The sequence below is a fragment of the Wenzhouxiangella indolica genome (assembly GCF_042310355.1).
Classification (GTDB): domain Bacteria; phylum Pseudomonadota; class Gammaproteobacteria; order Xanthomonadales; family Wenzhouxiangellaceae; genus Wenzhouxiangella.
The window spans coordinates 40,096-58,887 of record NZ_JBHJMR010000006.1; the positions used below are offsets into that span (position 1 = coordinate 40,096).

At 67.4% G+C, this 18,792-nt stretch carries 16 protein-coding genes; 12 read left to right on the top strand and 4 right to left on the bottom strand.

Translation table 11 applies throughout. The annotated features are described in order from the left end of the window. Positions 1-76: 76 nt before the first annotated feature. On the top strand, positions 77-736 hold the full coding sequence (locus ACDC67_RS08575; protein WP_376692306.1) for a protein-L-isoaspartate O-methyltransferase family protein: 660 nt from the start codon (positions 77-79) through the stop codon (positions 734-736). A gap of 25 nt (positions 737-761) precedes the next feature. After that, the gene (locus tag ACDC67_RS08580) at positions 762-2,117 is read left to right on the top strand and encodes a TolC family outer membrane protein (RefSeq protein WP_376692308.1); all 1,356 of its coding nucleotides are present in this window, start codon (positions 762-764) and stop codon (positions 2,115-2,117) included. Here the strand turns inward: ACDC67_RS08580 and waaA are convergent. Further along, the gene (gene waaA, locus ACDC67_RS08585; RefSeq protein WP_376692309.1) at positions 2,107-3,375 is read right to left on the bottom strand and encodes a lipid IV(A) 3-deoxy-D-manno-octulosonic acid transferase; all 1,269 of its coding nucleotides are present in this window, start codon (positions 3,373-3,375) and stop codon (positions 2,107-2,109) included. The genes ACDC67_RS08580 and waaA overlap by 11 nt on opposite strands. Positions 3,376-3,456: 81 nt before the next feature. Here waaA and ACDC67_RS08590 point away from each other — a divergent pair, with 81 nt between their 5' ends. Then, a complete protein-coding gene (locus ACDC67_RS08590) occupies positions 3,457-4,383 on the top strand; it encodes an LpxL/LpxP family acyltransferase (protein WP_376692311.1) in 927 nt (308 codons plus the stop codon). Further along, positions 4,380-5,480, top strand: coding sequence for a hypothetical protein (locus ACDC67_RS08595; RefSeq protein ID WP_376692313.1), 1,101 nt, complete (start codon positions 4,380-4,382; stop codon positions 5,478-5,480). Before ACDC67_RS08590 ends, ACDC67_RS08595 begins: the two co-directional genes overlap by 4 nt. Before the next feature lies 1 nt (position 5,481). On the opposite strand, the gene ACDC67_RS08600 is transcribed toward ACDC67_RS08595, so the two are convergent. Together ACDC67_RS08600 and ACDC67_RS08605 are read right to left on the bottom strand one after the other, a co-directional pair. Continuing rightward, positions 5,482-6,759, bottom strand: coding sequence for an O-antigen ligase family protein (locus tag ACDC67_RS08600; protein ID WP_376692315.1), 1,278 nt, complete (start codon positions 6,757-6,759; stop codon positions 5,482-5,484). Then, entirely contained in the window at positions 6,752-7,630 is an 879-nt protein-coding gene (locus tag ACDC67_RS08605; protein WP_376692317.1) for a phosphoribosylaminoimidazolesuccinocarboxamide synthase, read from the bottom strand. The genes ACDC67_RS08600 and ACDC67_RS08605 overlap by 8 nt, the downstream gene beginning before the upstream one ends. A gap of 51 nt (positions 7,631-7,681) precedes the next feature. On the opposite strand from ACDC67_RS08605, the gene rpe reads away from it, so the two are divergent. Further along, entirely contained in the window at positions 7,682-8,341 is a 660-nt protein-coding gene (gene rpe, locus ACDC67_RS08610) for a ribulose-phosphate 3-epimerase (RefSeq protein WP_376692519.1), read from the top strand. Positions 8,342-8,718: 377 nt separating this feature from the next. Further along, positions 8,719-11,517 (top strand): S8 family serine peptidase, encoded by a 2,799-nt coding sequence (locus tag ACDC67_RS08615; protein WP_376692319.1) that lies wholly within the window; start codon positions 8,719-8,721, stop codon positions 11,515-11,517. Between the two features lie 170 nt (positions 11,518-11,687). Here the strand turns inward: ACDC67_RS08615 and ACDC67_RS08620 are convergent, their stop codons facing one another. Continuing rightward, the gene (locus tag ACDC67_RS08620) at positions 11,688-13,520 is read right to left on the bottom strand and encodes a sensor domain-containing protein (protein ID WP_376692321.1); all 1,833 of its coding nucleotides are present in this window, start codon (positions 13,518-13,520) and stop codon (positions 11,688-11,690) included. 380 nt (positions 13,521-13,900) lie between these two features. Between ACDC67_RS08620 and trpE the strand changes: the two genes are divergently transcribed. The 6 genes from trpE to ACDC67_RS08650 are packed head-to-tail and all read left to right on the top strand — an operon-like array spanning position 13,901 to position 18,622. Then, entirely contained in the window at positions 13,901-15,439 is a 1,539-nt protein-coding gene (gene trpE / locus ACDC67_RS08625) for an anthranilate synthase component I (RefSeq protein ID WP_376692323.1), read from the top strand. Next, the gene (locus tag ACDC67_RS08630; protein WP_376692325.1) at positions 15,436-16,020 is read left to right on the top strand and encodes an anthranilate synthase component II; all 585 of its coding nucleotides are present in this window, start codon (positions 15,436-15,438) and stop codon (positions 16,018-16,020) included. Before trpE ends, ACDC67_RS08630 begins: the two co-directional genes overlap by 4 nt. Positions 16,021-16,030: 10 nt before the next feature. Continuing rightward, positions 16,031-17,050 carry an anthranilate phosphoribosyltransferase gene (trpD, locus tag ACDC67_RS08635; protein WP_376692327.1) on the top strand — a complete coding sequence of 340 codons (1,020 nt, stop codon included), beginning with the start codon at positions 16,031-16,033 and terminating at the stop codon, positions 17,048-17,050. Continuing rightward, a complete protein-coding gene (trpC, locus tag ACDC67_RS08640; RefSeq protein WP_376692329.1) occupies positions 17,047-17,841 on the top strand; it encodes an indole-3-glycerol phosphate synthase TrpC in 795 nt (264 codons plus the stop codon). The genes trpD and trpC overlap by 4 nt, the downstream gene beginning before the upstream one ends. A 36-nt stretch (positions 17,842-17,877) precedes the next feature. Beyond that, positions 17,878-18,408 carry an AAA family ATPase gene (locus tag ACDC67_RS08645; protein ID WP_376692331.1) on the top strand — a complete coding sequence of 177 codons (531 nt, stop codon included), beginning with the start codon at positions 17,878-17,880 and terminating at the stop codon, positions 18,406-18,408. Beyond that, positions 18,401-18,622: a hypothetical protein gene (locus ACDC67_RS08650; RefSeq protein WP_376692332.1), complete on the top strand. Its 222-nt coding sequence runs from the start codon at positions 18,401-18,403 to the stop codon at positions 18,620-18,622. The genes ACDC67_RS08645 and ACDC67_RS08650 overlap by 8 nt, the downstream gene beginning before the upstream one ends. Positions 18,623-18,792 lie beyond the last annotated feature (170 nt).

Genomic DNA, 18,792 nt, shown 5'->3' on the forward strand with positions numbered 1-18,792 from the left:
CACTGGCACAGTAACGCTCACTTCCGAGCGGGTACAATAGCGCTCTAATATTCCATGAAACCGACTGGGATCGATTATGTCGCTCAATCTCGAACAGGCCCGCGTCAACATGGTCGAGCAGCAGGTGCGCACCTGGGAGGTGCTGGACCCGTACGTGCTCGATGCGCTGCGCGAAGTCCCGCGCGAGGATTTCGCGCCGTCGGACTATCGGCGCATGGCGTTTTCCGACTTGCGCATTCCGCTGCCGCACGACCAGGTCATGATGAAGCCCATCGAGGAAGGCCGGATGCTCCAGGCGCTGGAAATCCAGCCCGGACATCGAGTGCTCGAGATCGGTACCGGTTCGGGCTTTACCGCCGCCTGCCTGGCCCACATGGGCGCTTCGGTGCTGAGCATCGAGATTTTCGAAGAATTGGCCGAGCGGGCGAAGCGCCGCTTCAAGCGCCTGGCGATCGAGGGCGTCGAGCTGCGGCACGCCGATGCACTGGGTGACTTCGACCCCGGCGAGAGCTTCGACGCCGTGGCCGTCACCGGATCGGCCGCGGAAGTGCCCGAGCGCTTCCGCCAGTGGCTCAAGCCGGGTGGGCGCCTGTTCGCCGTGCGCGGCTTCAGCCCGGTGATGGAAGCCATTTCCCTGACCCGCTCGGAGCACGATCACTGGCGGGTCGACAGCCTCTTCGATACCGACCTGCCGCGCCTGATCGGCGCCGAGGATCGGCCGCAGTTCGAATTTTGACCACATCCTTCAAGCCGGAATTATCATGATCAACCGCAGCAAAGTCTTCCTGTCCCTGGCCATTGCCCTGGGCCTGAGCACTTCGGCGCAGGCCGTCGACCTGATGGGCGTCTACGAGCTGGCGCAGAGCCATGACGCCGAGATCCGCGCCGCCGAGCAGCGGCTCAACGCGGCCGGCGAGATCCCCGTGCAGGCCCGGGCCAGTCTCCTGCCCAGCATCAACGCTTCCGCGGGCATGACCATCGGATCCTCGACCCGCGCGGTCGAAGGCATCGAGTCGCCGTCCCAGGACACCGATACCGAGAACTGGAGCGTGTCGCTTCGGCAAAGCATTTACGACGACGCCAACTACGGCGAAATCGAACGCGGCAAGGCCGAGTTCAGCGTGGCCGAGGCGCAGTATCGCGAGGCCTGGCAGAACTTCCTGTTCCGCGTCTCCGAGCGCTACTTCGATGTACTCACCGCGCTCGACTCGGTGAGCTTTGCCAAGGCCGAGCAGACCGCGCTCCAGCGCCAGTTCGAGCAGGCCGAACAGCGCTTCGAAGTGGGCCTTTCGGCCGTGACCGACGTGCACGAGGCCCGGGCTGTCTATGACGCGGCGCGTGCCCGCGTGATCACGGCCGAGAATGCCCTCGAGGACGCCCGCGACGCCCTGCGCGAAATCGCCGGCGCCTGGTTCGAGCGCTTCGATCGCCTGGCCCAGGACATTCCCCTGGATATGCCCAACCCCTCCGACGTCGAGGAGTGGGTGGCGCGTGCACTGGAATTCAATCCCCAGCTAATGCAGCAGCGCTCGCAGGTCGACGTCGCCCAGGCCGACCTGCGCATCGCCCGTTCCGGTCACCTGCCGACCCTCGGCCTGGAAGCCGGGTACTCCAATTTCACCGACAACGATTACGTCGGCATCAACCCCGTGACCCAGGAGCAGGTGCCGTCCGGGACGCTTGAAACGGATGGCTGGGAAGTCGGGCTGACGCTCAGCGTGCCGATCTTCTCCGGCTTCGCGACGCAGTCCCGCCGTAACCAGGCCGGCTACTCGCTGCGCGCGGCCGACGCCACCCTGTCGTCGACCGAGCGCTCGATCAAGCGCCAGACCGAGACCGCCTTCCGCGCCATCGTCGCCGGTATCCAGGAAGTCGAGGCGCGCCGCCAGGCCCTGATCTCCGCCGACAGCGCCCTGGAAGCCACCAACGCCGGTTTCGAGGTGGGCACGCGAACGATCGTCGACGTGCTCAACGCCGAGCAGCGTATGTTCCAGGCCGAGCGCAATTACTCCGACGCCCGCCACCAGTTCATCCTCAACCAGCTGCGCCTGCGCCAGTCGGCCGGCGTGCTGCAAGAAGACGACCTGGCCTGGGCCAACGAACTGCTTACCGACTGATCAGCGGCGCCAGCAGCTTCAGGGTGCGGCGGACACTGCCGCGCCCGTTCTCCACCACTTGCAGGGCCGCGCTGCCGTACGCCAGCGCGCGCTGCGGGTCTTCCCAGATCGTCGCGACCGCTTGCGCCAGCTCGTCGGCATCGTGCACCTCGATCAGCGCGCCCTTCTCGCGCAGCGCCGCGGCCGAATCGGCCTGCTGGTGCAGGTGTGGGCCGGCAATCACCGCCTTGCCGAAAGCCGCCGGTTCGAGCAGGTTGTGGCCGCCGATATCGACCAGGCTGCCGCCGACGAAGGCCGCCGGCGCGGCCGCGTAGCACGACACCAGCACGCCGATGCGATCGATGAGCACCACGGCCGTTGCCGCGTCGACGACTTCTTCGACCGGCTGGTGGGTGAGTTCGGCCTGCTCGATCAGGCCGCGCACTTCGTTGCTGCGCTCGGGATGGCGCGGCGCGAGCACGAGCAAAGCGTCCGGCCGGCGCGCGCGCAAGCGACGGTGTGCCGCGAGCACGATGGCCTCCTCGCCCGGTCGCGTGCTGCCGGCCACCCAGGTCGGGCGCTCGCCCCACTGCCGGCGCAGGCGGCGCACCGACTCTCCCAGGTTGTCGGGAATCGCCCGGTCGAACTTGAGATTGCCGGCCATGGCAAGGCGGTCCTCGTCCAGGCCCAGCTCGCGAAAGCGCTGCGCGTCTTCGTCGCTCTGGCAGATCGCCAGGTTCACCGACGATAGCGCGCCGGCGAACAGCGAGCGAAAGCGGCGGTAGCGCTGCATGGCCGATTCGGCCAGGCGGGCGTTGACCAGCACCAGGGCAATGCCGCGCTTGCGGCAGCCGCGATAGAGTTCCGGCCAGATCTCGGTTTCGGCTACCATGGCCAGCCGCGGGCGGATGCGCGCCAGCCAGCGGCTCACCGCCAGCGGTGTGTCCAGCGGCGCGAAGACCGTCTCGACGCGCGCGTCGCCAGCGTCGCCGAAGCGGCGGATGGCCTCGGCACGGCCGGTGACGGTCATCGTGCTGATGACCAGGCGATGATCCGGGTATTGCTCGAGCAGGGCGGTGACCAGCGCGGCGATGGCGTTGACCTCGCCCACCGAGGCGGCGTGAAGCCACAGCACCGGTCGCTGATCGGATTCGGGAACCTGGCCCAGGCGCTCGGTCCACCGCGCGCGCAGTTCGGCCGGGCCTGCGATCTTCCAGCGCAGCCAGACGAGCGCCAGCGGCGCGACGAGCACAATGAGCAAACGGTAGACTGCAAGCATGACGGCGACGAGTTTACTGCATGAGCCGGGCGCCGGGCCGAATCCGGGCCGCGCCGGGGGTAACTGGAAAACACCACCTCGATGATCGATCTACTGACCTGGCTATTCCTCCAGCCCATCCGGCTGCTCGGGCTCCTACCGCCGCGCACGGCGCGCACGCTGGTGCGCCCGCTCGGCCCGCTGTTCGCCCTGGCCATGCCCTCGCGTAAGCGCATCGCCGATCGCAACATCGCGCTCTGCTTTCCCGAGATGGATCCGGACGAGCGCAAGCGCGTGGTCAAGCGCCACTTCCGCTTCCTGGCCGAGATGCTGGCCGAAGGCGCCATCGCCTGGTGCCGGCCCGGACGGCTCGACGAACGCTTCGGCAGCGTCGAGGGTCTCGAGTACATCGAGCGGGCCCGCGAGTCGGGCCGGGGCATCCTGCTGCTGACCGGCCACGCCACCTCGCTGGAGCTCGGCGGGCGGCTGTTGTGCGAGCGCACGGCCACCTGGGGCGTCTATCGCCCGCAGCGCAACCAGGCGGTCGAGCGCTTCCAGAACCGCGGCCGGCTGCGCTACGCCGAGGGCATGTTCCGGCGCAACGAGCTGCGCGCCATGGTGCGCCACCTGCGCGCCGGCAAGCTCCTGTGGTACGCGCCCGACCAGGATTTCGGGCCGCAGCGCTCGGTCTTCGCGCCGTTCTTCGGCCTGGCCACGGCCACCGCGACGGGGATTCCCAACATGGCCCGCATGGGCGACGCCCTGGTGCTGCCGATGTATCCCCTGCGCGACGCCGACAGCGGCCGCGTCCGGGTCGTGATCGAGGCGCCGTTCGAGAACTTTCCCAGCGGCGACGACGTGTACGACCTCGAGCGCTTCAACGCCTTCCTGGAGCGCCAGATCCGGCGCGACCCGGCGCAGTATTTCTGGGTGCACCGCCGCTTCAAGACCGCGCCGCCGGGCGAGCCCGATCGCTACGCGGGCATTCGCCGGCGCCGCAGCCGCAGGCGGCGGGAACAGTCGAAATGAACGAGCCGCCCCTGCGCATCCTCTTCGCCCCGGCCAGCGGGCCGGGCGGCAGCGGCGAGTACTACCGCTGCCTGACCCTCGCGCGCGCCGTCGCCGCCCGGGCGCCGTCGGCGCGCATCGATTTCTTGCTCAGCGTCAAGGCCGGCGTCGAGCGCGACGAGCGCTTTACCTATCACGAGATTGCCGACACGCCCGCGCGCGCCGGCGACGAGGTGCTGCGCCTGATCGAGTCGCTGCGACCGCAGCTGGCGGTGTTCGACTGCACTGGCCGGGTGCGCCAGTTCCGCGCGCTGCAGCGCGCCGGGGCGCGGGTGGTGTGGATCAGCGACCGCTCGCCCAAGCGCCTGAAGGGTTTTCGCCCCCGGCAGCTGCGCCAGGTCGACCTGCACCTGGCCGTCGACGTCAGCGGCCGGCCGCCCAAACTCAAGGCCTACGAGAAACTGCTGCTGGCCGTGTTCGGCCGCGGGCGGGCCGCGGCCATGGCGGTGCCCGGCATCGTCGCCGAGCCCGACCGCGAGGCGCTGGCCGCCTGGCGCGAGCGGCTGCCGGAACCGGGCCGACCCTACGCGGTGTTCGTCGCCGGCGGGGGCGGCTACGTCGAGGACGGCCGGCCCGTGCCGGAGATCCTCGTCGACGCGGCCGAGCGCCTGGCCGAAGCCACCGGGATCGACGCCGTGGTGGTGCTCGGCCCGCAGTACCGCGGATCGCTGCGCGAGCATTCCCATGTGTGCCTGATCGATTCGCTGCCCACCGCCGCCCTGGGCGCGCTGCTGGCCGACGCGCGCCTGGCCGTCACCGGCGCGGGCAGCATGCTCAGCGCCCAGGTGCTGGCCGCCGGCGTGCCCGCGGTGATGATTCCCGCCGGGGGTAACGACCAGGCGCAGCGCATCCGCGATCTCGAACGTGCCGGGCTGGTGGCGGGTTCGCCCCTGCGCGCCCCGGCGCTGGCCGAGCGCGCCCGGGCCCTGCTCGAAGCGCCCGAGCGGGCGGCGGAGCAGGTGGCGCGCCAGCGCGCGCTGGGCACGGCCGACGCCACCGCCGAAACGGCCGAGCGACTGCTGACGCTGGCCCGATCCGGCCGGCCGCAGCGGGCCTGAGTCAGTCCGGCGTGCGCTGCCCGCTGCCGCCCGCCAGCGCGGCCGCAATCGAGGTGAGCATGGCGAACCAGACAATGCCCGTATTGCGCTCGAAGATCGATTCCGACAGCGCCATGACCGCCAGGACCACCGCGGCGGCCAGCGTGCACCAGGCCAGGTAGCGGCACTGCCGGGAGTAGCGCCGGCTCAGGGGCGATACCAACAGGATGGGCGCGGCAAACAGCGCGAGCAGGGCCGCGAGCAGGCCCGCGCCGCCGTCGATCAGGGCCGACAGGTACTGGTTGTGCGGATGCTCGTAGCGCAGCAGGATCTCGTCGTGGGCGCCGGCCTGCACGGACTCGACCAGCGCCAGGCGAAAACTCCCCGGCCCCGTGCCCGTCAGCGGCTCGGCACCGATGAGGCCGCCGGCGATCTCCCACAGTTGCACCCGCAGGCCGAAACCGCCGTCGCCGTTGCCGCCGCCGGCAATCAGGCTCAGTTCGGCCAGCGTCTCGTCCAGGCGATCGCTCATCGGCAACACCGGGCTTAACAGCACCACCAGGCTGAGCGCGGCCACCACGAACGGCACCCCCAGTCGCCAGCGCAGCGGCTGGCCGGCGCCGGCGGTAAACAGGTAGATGCCCAGCAGCACCGGGATGGCCAGCCAGGCGCCGCGGCTGCCCGAAAGCGCATTGGCCACGAAGGCCAGCACGATGGCGGCGGCGACGAGCACGCGGCCGGTGGCCGATACGCGGTCATCGGCAAGGCGTGGAATCAGCATCAGGGCGAAAGCCAGGGCAATGGCGCCGAAGTAGATGGGGTTGGTCGGCCCGGTCACGCGTGCGCCGTGCACGGATTCCTGGCCGGTCGCCACGTACCAGATGGCGTAACCGCCGGCGACGAACGCGCCGGCAACCAGTCCGTTCCACCAGGCGGTCTCCAGGCCGTCGATGCGGCGCAGGAACAGGAACACGGGAATGATCACCAGCAGGTCGGGCAGGCGCTCGATCGTGCCCAGCCCGGCCGTCGACGAGCCGTGCAGGGTCCAGGCCAGCAGCCAGGCCAGCACGTAGAGGATGGGTACGGTCAGGTAGATCCGTTCCGACCGGGTCAGGCCGGGCCGGCGCCAGCCGCCGGCGCCGAACAGCCAACCCAGCGCGAGCAGTACCAGCATCACCTCGCCGGCGTCGATGGCGTTGGGAACCACCAGCCCGAAGGTCAGCGTCAGAAACAGGGTCGCTGCCGTGAGCCGGCTCAGGTAACTGTCGGCCGCGACGCGCGTGGCCGCCGTTTCAGTCATCGGCCAGCAGTCGTTTCTCGGCCTCGCGGTAGCGCGCCATCGTCTGCTCGACGATCTCGGCGGGCAGCTTCGGCCCCGGCGCGGTCTTGTTCCAGTCCAGGGTTTCGAGGTAGTCGCGCACGAACTGCTTGTCGAAGCTCGGCGGGCTGATGCCCAAGCGCCACTCGTCCACCGGCCAGAATCTCGAACTATCCGGCGTGAGCAGCTCGTCGATCAGGTAGAGCTCGCCGTCGGCATCGACGCCGAACTCGAACTTGGTGTCGGCGATGATGATGCCGCGATCGCGCGCGAACGCGGCCGCGCGGCGGTAGATGGCCAGCGAGATATCGCGGATGCGAAGCGCCAGGTCCGCGCCGATCTGCGCCTGCATGGCGGCCATGTCGATATTGACGTCGTGATCGCCCACGGCGGCCTTGGTCGAGGGCGTGAAGATCGGGTCGGGCAGGGCGGCGGCCTGTTCCAGGCCCGAAGGCAGGTCGATGCCGCAGATGCCACCGCTGCGCTGGTAGTCCTTCCAGCCCGAGCCGGCCAGGTAGCCGCGCACGATGGCCTCGACCGGCAGGGACTTCAGGCGCCTGACCAGCATGCTGCGCGGCGCCAGCTCGGCGGCCAGATCTGTGCTGCCGACGATGCCGGAAAGATCGTCGTCGAGCAGGTGGTTGGGCACCAGGTCGGCGAACTGGCTGAACCAGAAAGTCGAGATGCGCGTGAGGATCTTGCCCTTGCCCGGAATCGGGTCGGGCAGCACGACGTCGAAGGCCGACAGGCGGTCGGAGGCGACGATCAGCAGTCGATCGTCGTCGACGGCGTAGATGTCGCGCACCTTGCCCTGGTGCAGTAATTCCAGCGGCGGGACGGGGTAGTCGCTCACGATGGCGGGTACAATAAGAAACCTGACCGAATTATACGCATGACGTCCACCATGAAGCAGCCCACCCTGATCGCCCCGAGCATTCTGTCCGCCGATTTTGCCCGCCTGGGCGAGGAAGTCACCCGGGTGCTCGAAGACGGCGCCGACTGGGTGCACTTCGACGTCATGGACAACCACTACGTGCCCAACCTGACCATCGGGCCGATGGTCTGCCAGGCGCTGAGGAATCACGGCATCACCGCCCCCATCGACGTGCACCTGATGGTCAAGCCGGTCGATCGCATCATCCCCGACTTCGCCCAGGCGGGTGCGAGCGTCATCAGCTTTCACCCCGAAGCCAGCGAGCACGTCGACCGCAGCCTGGCCCTGATCCGCGAACAGGGTTGCCAGGCCGGCCTGGTGTTCAACCCGGCCACGCCGCTCGACATCCTCGAGTGGGTGATCGACAAGGTCGATCTGGTGCTGATCATGTCGGTCAACCCCGGCTTCGGCGGCCAGAAGTTCATCCCCGCCGCCCTGGAAAAACTCCGCCAGGCGCGCAAGATCATCGACGATTCGGGCCGCGACATCCGCCTGGAAATCGACGGCGGCGTCAAACCCGACAACGCCGCCGAAATCCGCGAAGCCGGCGCCGACACCCTCGTGGCCGGCTCGGCCATCTTCGGCGCCGACGACTACGCCGAAGTCGTTCGCGCGCTGCGGGGGGCTTAGAGGGCGGGCAAAATCTTATAAACGCAAAGACGCGAAGACGCAAAGATATAAAGCAGAGGAAATGAAAGAAATTGAACGATCGTGATCCCTGGCCTATTCGTTGCAGATGCGGGCCTGCTCGCCTGCGAGCGGTAGCCAAGCGTGCTGTCGAGCTATCGTCGGCACCCTCTGTGTTTCAGATCCTTACTGCTTTTTGCCTTCTTCGCGTCTTCGCGTCTTTGCGTTAAAAAGATTTTTGCGCCAAAGCCCGCACCATCCGCTTACGGCGACCACCCGGCCCCGATCGAGTCCGAATCAATATGCAATCTCCCTTGCGATCTGTTTTACGCCCATGCAGGTTAGACTCTCGGTAAACGAGCGATCTCCATGTAATTGATATGCCGCGTATTTCACCGATCCGCTCCGGTTTCGGGGGTTGCATTGCCGGGTTACTCGCCCTGGCCGCCCAAACGGCGACAGCGCAGCCGGACCCTGGCCGCCTGTTCTCGGGAGAAACCGTGGCGGTGCCGGCCGATGCGCCCATTGTTCTGGACCAGGCCCGTTCCGCGGCGGCGCCATCCGACGATTACGCCGGGCGGCTGCATCCCAACCTGGTCAAGCTGATCGAAGCGCGCTCGCGCGGCGCCGACAACCTGGCGGCCGCCGGCGATGTGCCCGCAAGCCTGATCGACGGCCATCGCGTGCTGGTCGAGCTGCGCTTTCGGCGCGCGGTTCGTAGCAGCCGGCTCCTGCGCCTCGGCGGCAGCGTTCGTCACGCCTTGAACGGCGGCATCGTCGAGGCCTGGATGCCGATCGACGCGCTTGAAGACCTGGCCGGCGACGAAAGCGTCGCCCGCATCTGGCCGGCCCGGCGAGTCGAGCCCCTTGAAGGGGCCGCCCTGACCCAGGGCCTGGCCGAGGGGCAGGCCGGGCGCTGGCATGAAGGCGGCCTCGAGGGCGAGGGTGTCACCATCGCCATCATCGACCAGTTCGACGATTCCGCCAGCGCAATTGCCGCCCTGCAGGCCAACGACGACTGGCCGCCGCCGGGGCAGGTGACCAAGGTCAAGATCGGTTCGGGCAGTTTCGGCGACAACGACCTGCCGCACGGCAATGCCGTCGTCGAGATCGCCTTCGACATCGCCCCTGGAGCCGAGTACATCGTCTACGACACCCTGACCCTCGGCGACTGGATTGCCGCGATCGACGATGCGGTCGACAGCGGCGCCGACATTATCTCGGCCTCCCTCGGCGCGCCGCTCGATGGCATCGGCGACGGCACCGCCTTGCCCGGTTCGGTGGCCGAAGCGGTGGAAGCGGCCGCGGGCTCGGGCGTGGTCTACATCAACGCCGCCGGCAACAGCCGCCAGCGGCACTGGGGCGGCCTGTATGAATCGAGCAGCGCGGATGCGGATCTCCACGACTGGGATGACTCGGGGCAGCAGGTCAATTTCCACGGCGACGGCAGCGGTTCGGCTTTCTGCATCGACGACGGCTCGCCGCTGCGCGGCGAACTGTTCTGGGCGGACTGGAGCGACGTGGACCACGATTACGACCTGGTCCTGGTCGAGTACGACGGAGAGACATGGAACGAGGTCGAGCGCTCGCAGGACGAACAGGGCGGCGCGAGCGGGCAGACGCCGCAGGAACTCGTGGCAGTGGCGGCCGCCACGTCGTTCAACGAACCCTGCGACGGTGAAAGCGGCATCTACGGCTGGGTCGTCCAGCGATCCGACGCCCCGAGCGACCGCAACCTGCAGTTCTTCGCCAGCGCGCCGCTCGACCAGCGCGTGGGCGCGCGCAGCCTGGCGTTCCCGGCCGACTCCCCCGAATCCGTGGCCGTCGCCGCGCTCGACCACGCCGACTCGGCGCAGGAACCCTACAGTTCACAAGGCCCGATCCTCGCGCCCGGCGGCGAGTTGCCCACCGGCGACGAGCCGCCCAAGCCGGATGCCGCCAGCTTCGCTCGCGTGGACACCGTCACCTATGGCGCCGGCGACTTCGCGGGCACCTCGGCCGCCGCGCCGCACGTCGCCGGCATGGCCGCCCTGCTGCAACAGCGCCACCCCGCCATGACCCGCGCCGAGATCGTCTCGCGCCTGGAGAGCGTCAGCGCCCTGGGCAGCAACGACCTGGGCGCGAGCGGGCACGATTTTCAGCACGGCTACGGTCGCCTGCGCTTCCAGCTCGAAGACGCCCTGGTCGTGACCGAGCAGCCGCAGGATGTCGGCACGGACGAGCCGGTCGGCCATGTCGGCGTCGAGGTCCGCGACGACGAAGGCCTGGTCGTGCTCAGTGGGCCCACGCAGTCGATCGCCGCGGAGATCGACTTCGACGCCTCCTTCGGTTCCGCCGAGCTCCAGGGCACGCTCGAGCAGCCGGTCGCCGACGGCTCGGCGCTGTTCGACGACCTCAGTATCGACGAGGCCGACGAGGGCTACACGCTCGGCTTCGAATCAACCGTGCCCGGTCCGGAGCCGGCCGAGACCGACGAGTTCGACATCATCGACGACGACCCGGCGGCGCTGGTCTTCGAGGTGCAGCCGACCGACGCGCCGCGCAACCAGGCGATCGCGCCCGCGGTGGTCGTCCGCGTGGTCAACAGTTCCGGCGATTTCCTGCCCGGGGACAACACGACCGAGGTGGCCATGACGCTGGCCGCCGGCCCCGACGGCGCGACGCTCTCCGGCGGCGAGCCGAGGCTCGTCAGCGCGGGCGAGGCGGTGTTCCCGGGGCTGTCGATCGACACCATGGGCAGCGACGTTGAACTGCTCGCCAGCGATACCGGCGGCCAGCTCGACGCGGCCGTCAGCAACCCGTTCGAGATCCTCGCCGGCGCGCCGGCCGGCCTGGCCTTCGTCACCCAGCCGACGGATACCTACGAGAGCGAGACGGTCTCGCCGCCGGTGCGCCTGGAAGTGCTCGACGACGCCGGCAACCGCGTCACCTGGGACAACGCCACCGAAGTCGGCCTGTCCCTGCTCGGTGGCACGCCCGGCGCAACGCTATCCGGCAGCACCGACGTCACCGTTTCGTCCGGCCTGGCCGAGTTCAGCCCACTCAGCGTCGACCAGGCAGGTACCGGCTACAGCCTGCAGGCCGCCGACGCCGGAGGCGAACTCACCCAGGCCGAATCGTCCCCGTTCGACGTCCAGGCCCTGACGCGCATCTTCCGGGACCGGTTCGAGGGGCAATAGCGGGTCGTAACGCATCGGCCCACGCCGGAATCGATGCGTTGCGCTTACGCTCCACGCATCCTACGAATCTTTATATCTTTTTGGGTCTTCGCGTGTTCGCGTCTTTGCGTTGAAAAGATTTTTGCGCTAAAGCCCGCACCCTCCGCTTACGGCGACCACCCGGCCCCGATCTAGTCCGAATCAAACCGGAAGCGGTTGCGTCCCGCCGACTTGGCGGCGTAGACGGCGCGGTCGGCGCGGCGTAGCAGGCCTTCGGCATCGGTGTCGCAGTCGGCGTCGCACAAGGTCACGCCCAGGCTCGAGGACACGCGCACCAGGCCCGCCTCGATGCGGATCGGGATGCGGATCGCTTCGAGGATGCGCTCGAACACGGACTCTCCCTGCGGCTCGCGCAGGATGATCAGGAACTCGTCGCCGCCGAGACGGCACACGGCGTCGTCGGAGCGAACCAGGTCCTGCAGGCGCTCGGCGATGGTCTTGAGCACGTGGTCGCCGGCGTCGTGGCCGTAGCGGTCGTTGACCGGCTTGAACTCGTCGAGATCCATCATGCACACGGCGAAGGTCGTGCCCGAGCGCCGGGCCAGGGTAAGGGTCTGCTGCAGTCGTTCGTCGGCCATGCGCCGGTTGCCCACGCCGGTGAGCGGGTCGTGATTGGCGATCTTGCCCAGGCGGCGCTCCTGGGCCTTGCGCAGGGTGATGTCGGTCAGCAGCGTCACGTAATGCGACAAGCGGCCGTCGTCGTCGCGAACCGTCGAGATGGACAACTCCGCCGGAAAGGTGTCGCCGCTTCGGGTGCGGATGAACGCCTCGCCGTGCCAGTGGTCGTCAGCCTCGAGCGCTGAGCGGATTTGCGCCAGCGATCTTTCGCGGTCCTTGTCCGGCAGCAGCGTCTCGGGGGTCTGGCCGCGAATGTCCTTGCGCGAGTAGCCGGTCAGGCGCTCGAAGGCACGGTTGACGTCGCGAAAACGGAAGTCGGCACCGCTGATGATGATGCCTTCCTGGCTGTTCTCGAACACGCTGGCGGCGGTGCGCACGCGCTCGAGCGCCCGGTGCAGTTCGGTGATGTCGCGGATGTGCCCGTGCCAGGTAATGCTGCCGTCGGGCTGGCTCGACGGCGTGGCGTCGCCCTCGACCCAGCGCAGGCCCAGCTCGGGGTGGTTCACGCGAAAGACCGTGTGCCAGGTGCTCAGGGCCTCGGCCGATGCCCTGACCGATCGCCAGACCTCGTCGAGGTCATCCGGATGGACCCGGTCGAAGGCCGGCGTGGCATCCGCCACCACGTCCTCGGGGGCGCAGCCGCAGATCTGGCGCAGGCCTTCGGAGGCGAAGGGAAAATGCGAGGAGCCGTCGGGCCGGAGCCGGTACTGGTAGATCACGCCGGGCACGTTGCTCGACAGCTCCCTGAACCGCTGCAGCCAGCCGTCGCGTCGTTCCTGCACGGCGCGGCGCGTGGTCACGTCGAGGTGCATGCCGAACATCCACTCGGGCTCGCCGTCGCGTGTGCGCGTCATCACCTGGCCGCTGTCGTGCACGCACACCCAGTGCCCGTCCTTGTGGCGCAGCCGAACCTCCATCTCGTAGTGCTCGGACTTGCCGTGGAAGTGCCGCTTGAGGCGCTTGTTGCATTCGACCAGGTCGTCGGGGTGGGCGAGCTTCTTCCAGGTCTCGATCGAGGTTGGCTCGAGCTCGGCCAGCCGGTAGCCGATGATCCCGGCCCAGCGTTCGTCGTAGCCGGTCTCGCCGGTTTGCACGTTCCATTCCCAGGTGCCGGCACGCGACCCGCGCAGGATGCGCGACAGGCGCCGGTTCAGTTGCCGGGTCTGGCGCAGTTGCCGCATTGCGACAAGCAGCGTAACCAACAGCGCCGCCAGCAAGGCCGGCAACAGGCCGGGCACGGCAACGGCAGCCGGAAGCTGCGGCAAGGCCGCCTGCCAGCCGTCATCCGCCGCCGCAGACGTCGACACCCCAGCGACCGCCTGGCCGGCGATGACCGCGATCCCCAAGGTTTTGCAACGTCTCGGTTGTCGATTTTTCATGGCTGGCTTGCCCCCCTCGACAGGTCGACCAGCCGCCAACCCGTCATGTCGTGCCGCTTCGAGCCCCTACGCTCGAAGTCAAGCCCCGATTGTAGGAGGTTTTGACCCGCCGTGCCTCCCAACCCCGCCAAACCGTCTTCATGGTTTCGTAGTTTCGTGGTTTCGTAGGATGCGTGGAGCGCCAGCGCAACGCATCAGCCGCACCACAACCGCAAGCCGATGCGTTCCGACACCGCCTCCACACATCACTAAGGCCCCCCGCTGCTTCATTCCCTTTGCGTTCTTTGCTGCTTAGCGTCTTTGCGTTTCAAAGATTCTGCTTTTCGAATCCGCCCCCAGTCCCGTCGATGGCCAGCCCACCCCCGGGCGCTTACAATACCGGGCTCGCCAACGACAACGACTTCCCTGTGGACTCCGACCGCTTCCAACAACTCGCCGAACAGGGCTACAACCGCATCCCGGTCTGGCGCTCGATCGCGGCCGACCTGGACACGCCCCTGTCGGTCTACCTGAAGCTGGCCGACGGCCCCAACGCCTTCCTGCTCGAATCGGTCGAGGGCGGCGAGAACTGGGGCCGTTATTCCATCATCGGCCTGCCGTGCCGCCGCGCCTGGCGCGCCACCGGCCGCACGCTCGAATCCCTGGAATACGGCCGCGTCGTCGATCAACTGGACGACATCGACCCGCTGACCGAAATCGACGCCCTGGTCAAAAGCCGCAAGGCCCCAGAGCTGGACGAACTGCCCGGCTTCGCCGGCGGCCTGGTCGGCTATTTCGGCTACGAGACCGTCGCCCACCTCGAACCCAAGCTGGATTTCTCCAACAAGCCCGACGAACTGGGCGTGCCCGAGATCCTGCTGCTGGAGGCCGAGGAGCTGGCCGTGTTCGACAACCTGGCCGGCCGGCTCTACCTGATCGTCAACGCCGACCCGGAAGAACCGCGCGCCTGGGACACGGCCTGCCGCCGCCTCGACCAGCTCACCCATCGCCTCCGATGCGGCTCGCCGGGCTACCCGCCGCCGGTCTCGCTCGAAGCCCCGGGCGAGGACGATTTCCGCTTCGGTTTTGCCGAAGCCGACTACAAGAACGCCGTCGCGCGCATCAAGCAATACATCCTCGACGGCGACACCATGCAGGTGGTCCTCTCCCAGCGCATGAGCGTGGACTTGGCCGCCCGGCCGCTCGACGTCTACCGGGCGCTGAGAAGCCTCAACCCCTCGCCCTACATGTACTTCTTCGACTTTGGCGACTTCCAAGTGGTTGGTTCGTCGCCTGAAGTGCTGGTGCGCGTGTCCGACCGCGAGGCCATGGTGCGCCCCATCGCCGGCACGCGCCCGCGCGGCAAGACGGCCGAAGAAGACCGCCGCCTGGAAGAAGAACTCAAGGCCGACCCGAAGGAACTGGCCGAGCACCTGATGCTCATTGATCTGGGCCGCAACGACATCGGCCGGATCGCTGCCACCGGCACGGTCGAGCTGACCGACCGTATGGTGATCGAACGCTACTCGCACGTCATGCACCTGGTCTCGGAAGTCCACGGCCAGCTCGACACCGACATGAGCGCGATTGATGTCCTGCGCGCCACCTTCCCGGCCGGCACGCTCTCGGGCGCCCCGAAGGTGCGTGCGATGGAAATCATCAACGAACTCGAGCCGGTGCGCCGCGGCGTCTACGCCGGCGCGGTCGGCCACTTGGACTGGCACGGCAACGCGGACCTGGCCATCGCCATCCGTACCGCGCTGGTGAAAGACCACACCCTGCACCTGCAGGCCGGCGCCGGTATTGTTGCTGACTCCGACCCACAGGCCGAATGGGAAGAAACCATGAACAAGGGCCGCGCGCTGATCCGCGCCGTGGCCGAAGCCGGCGGAGGACTGCACCGATGAAGGTGCTGATGATCGACAACTACGACTCGTTCACCTACAACCTGGTGCAGTACCTGGGCGAGCTGGGCGCGGACGTGCGCACCGTGCGCAACGACGCCATCGACCTCAATGGCATCCGCGAGATGGCGCCCGACCGCATCGTGCTCTCGCCGGGCCCGTGCACGCCTAACGAGGCCGGCGTGTGCCTGGACGTGGTCAAGGAACTGGCCGGCGTGTTTCCGATACTCGGCGTCTGCCTGGGCCACCAGGCCATCGGCCAGGCCTTCGGCGGCGAGGTGGTGCGTGCAAGAGAAGTCATGCACGGCAAGGTCTCGCACATGCACCACACCGACCAGGGCGTGTTCGCCGGCCTGGGCAATCCCTTCGAGGCCACGCGTTACCATTCGCTGATCATCGCGCGCGAGAGCCTGCCGGACTGCCTGGAAGAGACCGCCTGGACGGAGCGCAATGGCAATCGTGACGAGATCATGGGATTCAAGCACAAGGAACTGCCCGTCGAAGGCGTGCAGTTCCACCCCGAATCGATCCTCACGCGCCACGGCCACGAACTGCTGAAGAACTTTCTGGACCAGAACCAATGAAGACAAACAAATGACCGCCATCAAGCAGGCCCTGAACGAACTGGCCGAAGGCCGCGACCTCGAAGGCGAGCTGATGCGATCGGCCATGCACGAGATCATGGCAGGCGAGGCCGACCCGGCGCAGGTCGGCGGCTTCCTGATGGCGCTGCGCGTCAAGGGCGAGACACCGATCGAGATCGCCGCCGCCGCCGAGGTGATGCGTCAGGTCGCCCAGCGCGTCGACATCGACCGCGAGGGCCTGACCGACATCGTCGGCACCGGCGGTGATGGCGCCTCGCTGTTCAACGTCTCCACCGCATCGGCCTTCGCCGCGGCCGCCGCCGGCGTGCGCGTGGCCAAGCACGGCAATCGTTCGGTCTCCAGCAAGTCCGGCGCCGCCGACGTGCTCGAAGCCGCCGGTTGCCGGCTCGACCTCACGCCCGAACAGGTCGCCATCCTCATCGACGAGCTGGGCGTGGGTTTCCTGTTCGCGCCGCAGCACCACACGGCCATGAAGCACGCCATCGGCCCGCGAAAGGCGCTGGGCTTGAGAACCCTGTTCAACCTGCTCGGCCCCCTGACCAACCCGGCCGCCGCACCCAACCAGGTGCTGGGCGTCTATGCCCCGGAACTGGTCCTGCCCCTGGCCGAGGTGATGCACGCCCTGGGCAGCCGCCACGTGATCGTCGTCCACAGCCATGACGGCCTGGACGAAATCTCCATCGCCGCGCCCACCAAGGCCGCCGAACTGAAAGACGGTGAAATCCGCGAGATCGAAATCCGGCCCAACGACTACGGCATCAAGCACCACAGCCTGGCCGCACTGCAGGTAGCAGATGCCAAGGAAAGCCTGGCCCTGGTCGAGGCCGCCCTGGGCGGCGAGCCGGGCCCGGCCGCCGACATGGTCGCGCTCAACGCCGGGGCCGCCATCTACGTCTCCGGCCGCGCCGAGAGCCTGGAAGAGGGCATCCGCCAGGCCCAGGACATCCTGGCCACCGGCGTCGGCCTGGAACGCCTCAAGCAATACGCCAAGCGGAGCTACGCCCTGTGAGTGCCGACATCCTCCAGCAGATCCTCAAGGCCAAGAAAGACGAGGTCGAACGCCGCCGCTCTGACCGGCCACTCGACGAACTCAAGGCCATCGTCAAGGACCTGCCGCCGTGCCGCGACTTCGCCGGCGAACTCAAGACTCGAGCGGCCGCCACCCAGGACGCCGTCATCGCCGAGGTCAAGCGCGCCTCGCCGTCTGCCGGCATTATCCGCCCCGACTTCGACCCCGAAGCGATCGCCAAGAGCTACCAGGCCGGCGGCGCCACCTGCCTGTCGGTGCTCACCGATGAGGGCTTCTTCGGCGGCCAGTCCGCCTTCCTGGTCGAGGCCAGAGCTGCCTGCCGCCTGCCGGTGCTGAGAAAGGACTTCATTATCGACCCCTGGCAGGTGGTCGAGACCCGCGCCATCGGGGCCGATGCGCTGTTGTTGATTGTTGCTGCGCTGGATGACGGGCAGCTTGCGGAGCTGGCTGAGTTGGGGAAGGAAGTGGGGTTGGCTGTGCTGGTGGAAGTGCATGATGAGGAGGAGATGGAGCGGGCGTTGAAGGTGCCTGGGGATCTGGTGGGGATCAATAATCGGGATTTGCATCGGTTTGTGACCGACTTGGAGACTACGCTACGGTTGGCGCCGATGGTGCCGTCTGACCGGTTAGTTGTTTCTGAGAGTGGGATTCATAGCCGTGAGGATGTCGAAAAGCTCCAAAAGGGAGGCATTGGGGCGTTTTTGGTTGGGGAATCACTCATGCGACAGCCCGATCCTGGTGAGGCGTTGGGTCGGCTGATCGCCCGATAATCTAATCATAAACACAGTTCGCCTTGGAGTGATGGCATGGCAGAAGCGGGGCGCCGAATTCTGATCATTGCCGGCCCGAACGGGGCCGGGAAAACGACTTTTGCACGGGAGTATCTGCTTCAGGAGGCGAACTGCCCGGTTTTCGTGAATGCCGATCTGATTGCCGCCGGCCTTTCACCATTCAGGCCCGAGTCCGTAGCCTTCCAGGCCGGGCGCCTGATGCTTGCCGAGATTGCCCGCCACGCCGCTGCGGGTATCAGTTTCGGTTTCGAAACCACCTTGTCGGGCCGCGGTTACGCGCGGATGATTCCGCGCTGGCAAGACGACGGCTACCGGGTCAAGCTGATCTTCCTTCAGCTCGATCGCCCCGAAACCGCGATCGCAAGGGTCGCCGAAAGGGTTCGACAAGGCGGTCATGATGTGCCGGAAGAGACCATCAGGCGGCGCTTCCATGCCGGAAAGAACAATTTTGCAAGCCTTTACCGACATTTGGTAGATAGTTGGGCACTGTATGATAATTCGGGTGAGGGTCCCGAATTGAAGGAATGGAGTTCGCGCCATGACTGAACGAATGATTGAACAATCAATGGATTCCGACCTGCGCGGAATCGAATCGGCGTTGCTGCGCGCCGCACAACGCGCACGCGAGCGGGCGCGAATGACCGGGACTCGGTTGGTGGTTAGCGAGGACGGTGTGCTGAAGTTTGTGCCACCGGATCGCCTGGAGCCGGTTTCGCAAGAAGTTGCCGACCAATTCGAGCGCTACGATGTTGAAGAATAAGCTGGCTTGTAGCGAAATCAGCGAATATATCGGTAGCTGCCTCGATGATTTCCTCGAAGACGGACCTGTTGGCCGAGTCCGAAGCTGCAGCCATCAAGCGGGTCATTGGCAGATCGAACAAAGCTCTTTTCCTACCTGCTGACAAGCCATTGACTGACTGACGGCGCTCC

Coding starts and splice junctions, on each gene's coding strand:
- ACDC67_RS08575 (WP_376692306.1), top strand. CDS start 77: ATGTCGCTCAATCTCGAACAGGCCCGCGTCAACATGGTCGAGCAGCAG.
- ACDC67_RS08580 (WP_376692308.1), top strand. CDS start 762: ATGATCAACCGCAGCAAAGTCTTCCTGTCCCTGGCCATTGCCCTGGGC.
- waaA (WP_376692309.1), bottom strand. CDS start 3,375: ATGCTTGCAGTCTACCGTTTGCTCATTGTGCTCGTCGCGCCGCTGGCG.
- ACDC67_RS08590 (WP_376692311.1), top strand. CDS start 3,457: ATGATCGATCTACTGACCTGGCTATTCCTCCAGCCCATCCGGCTGCTC.
- ACDC67_RS08595 (WP_376692313.1), top strand. CDS start 4,380: ATGAACGAGCCGCCCCTGCGCATCCTCTTCGCCCCGGCCAGCGGGCCG.
- ACDC67_RS08600 (WP_376692315.1), bottom strand. CDS start 6,759: ATGACTGAAACGGCGGCCACGCGCGTCGCGGCCGACAGTTACCTGAGC.
- rpe (WP_376692519.1), top strand. CDS start 7,682: ATGAAGCAGCCCACCCTGATCGCCCCGAGCATTCTGTCCGCCGATTTT.
- ACDC67_RS08615 (WP_376692319.1), top strand. CDS start 8,719: ATGCCGCGTATTTCACCGATCCGCTCCGGTTTCGGGGGTTGCATTGCC.
- trpE (WP_376692323.1), top strand. CDS start 13,901: ATGGCCAGCCCACCCCCGGGCGCTTACAATACCGGGCTCGCCAACGAC.
- ACDC67_RS08630 (WP_376692325.1), top strand. CDS start 15,436: ATGAAGGTGCTGATGATCGACAACTACGACTCGTTCACCTACAACCTG.
- trpD (WP_376692327.1), top strand. CDS start 16,031: ATGACCGCCATCAAGCAGGCCCTGAACGAACTGGCCGAAGGCCGCGAC.
- ACDC67_RS08645 (WP_376692331.1), top strand. CDS start 17,878: ATGGCAGAAGCGGGGCGCCGAATTCTGATCATTGCCGGCCCGAACGGG.
- ACDC67_RS08650 (WP_376692332.1), top strand. CDS start 18,401: ATGACTGAACGAATGATTGAACAATCAATGGATTCCGACCTGCGCGGA.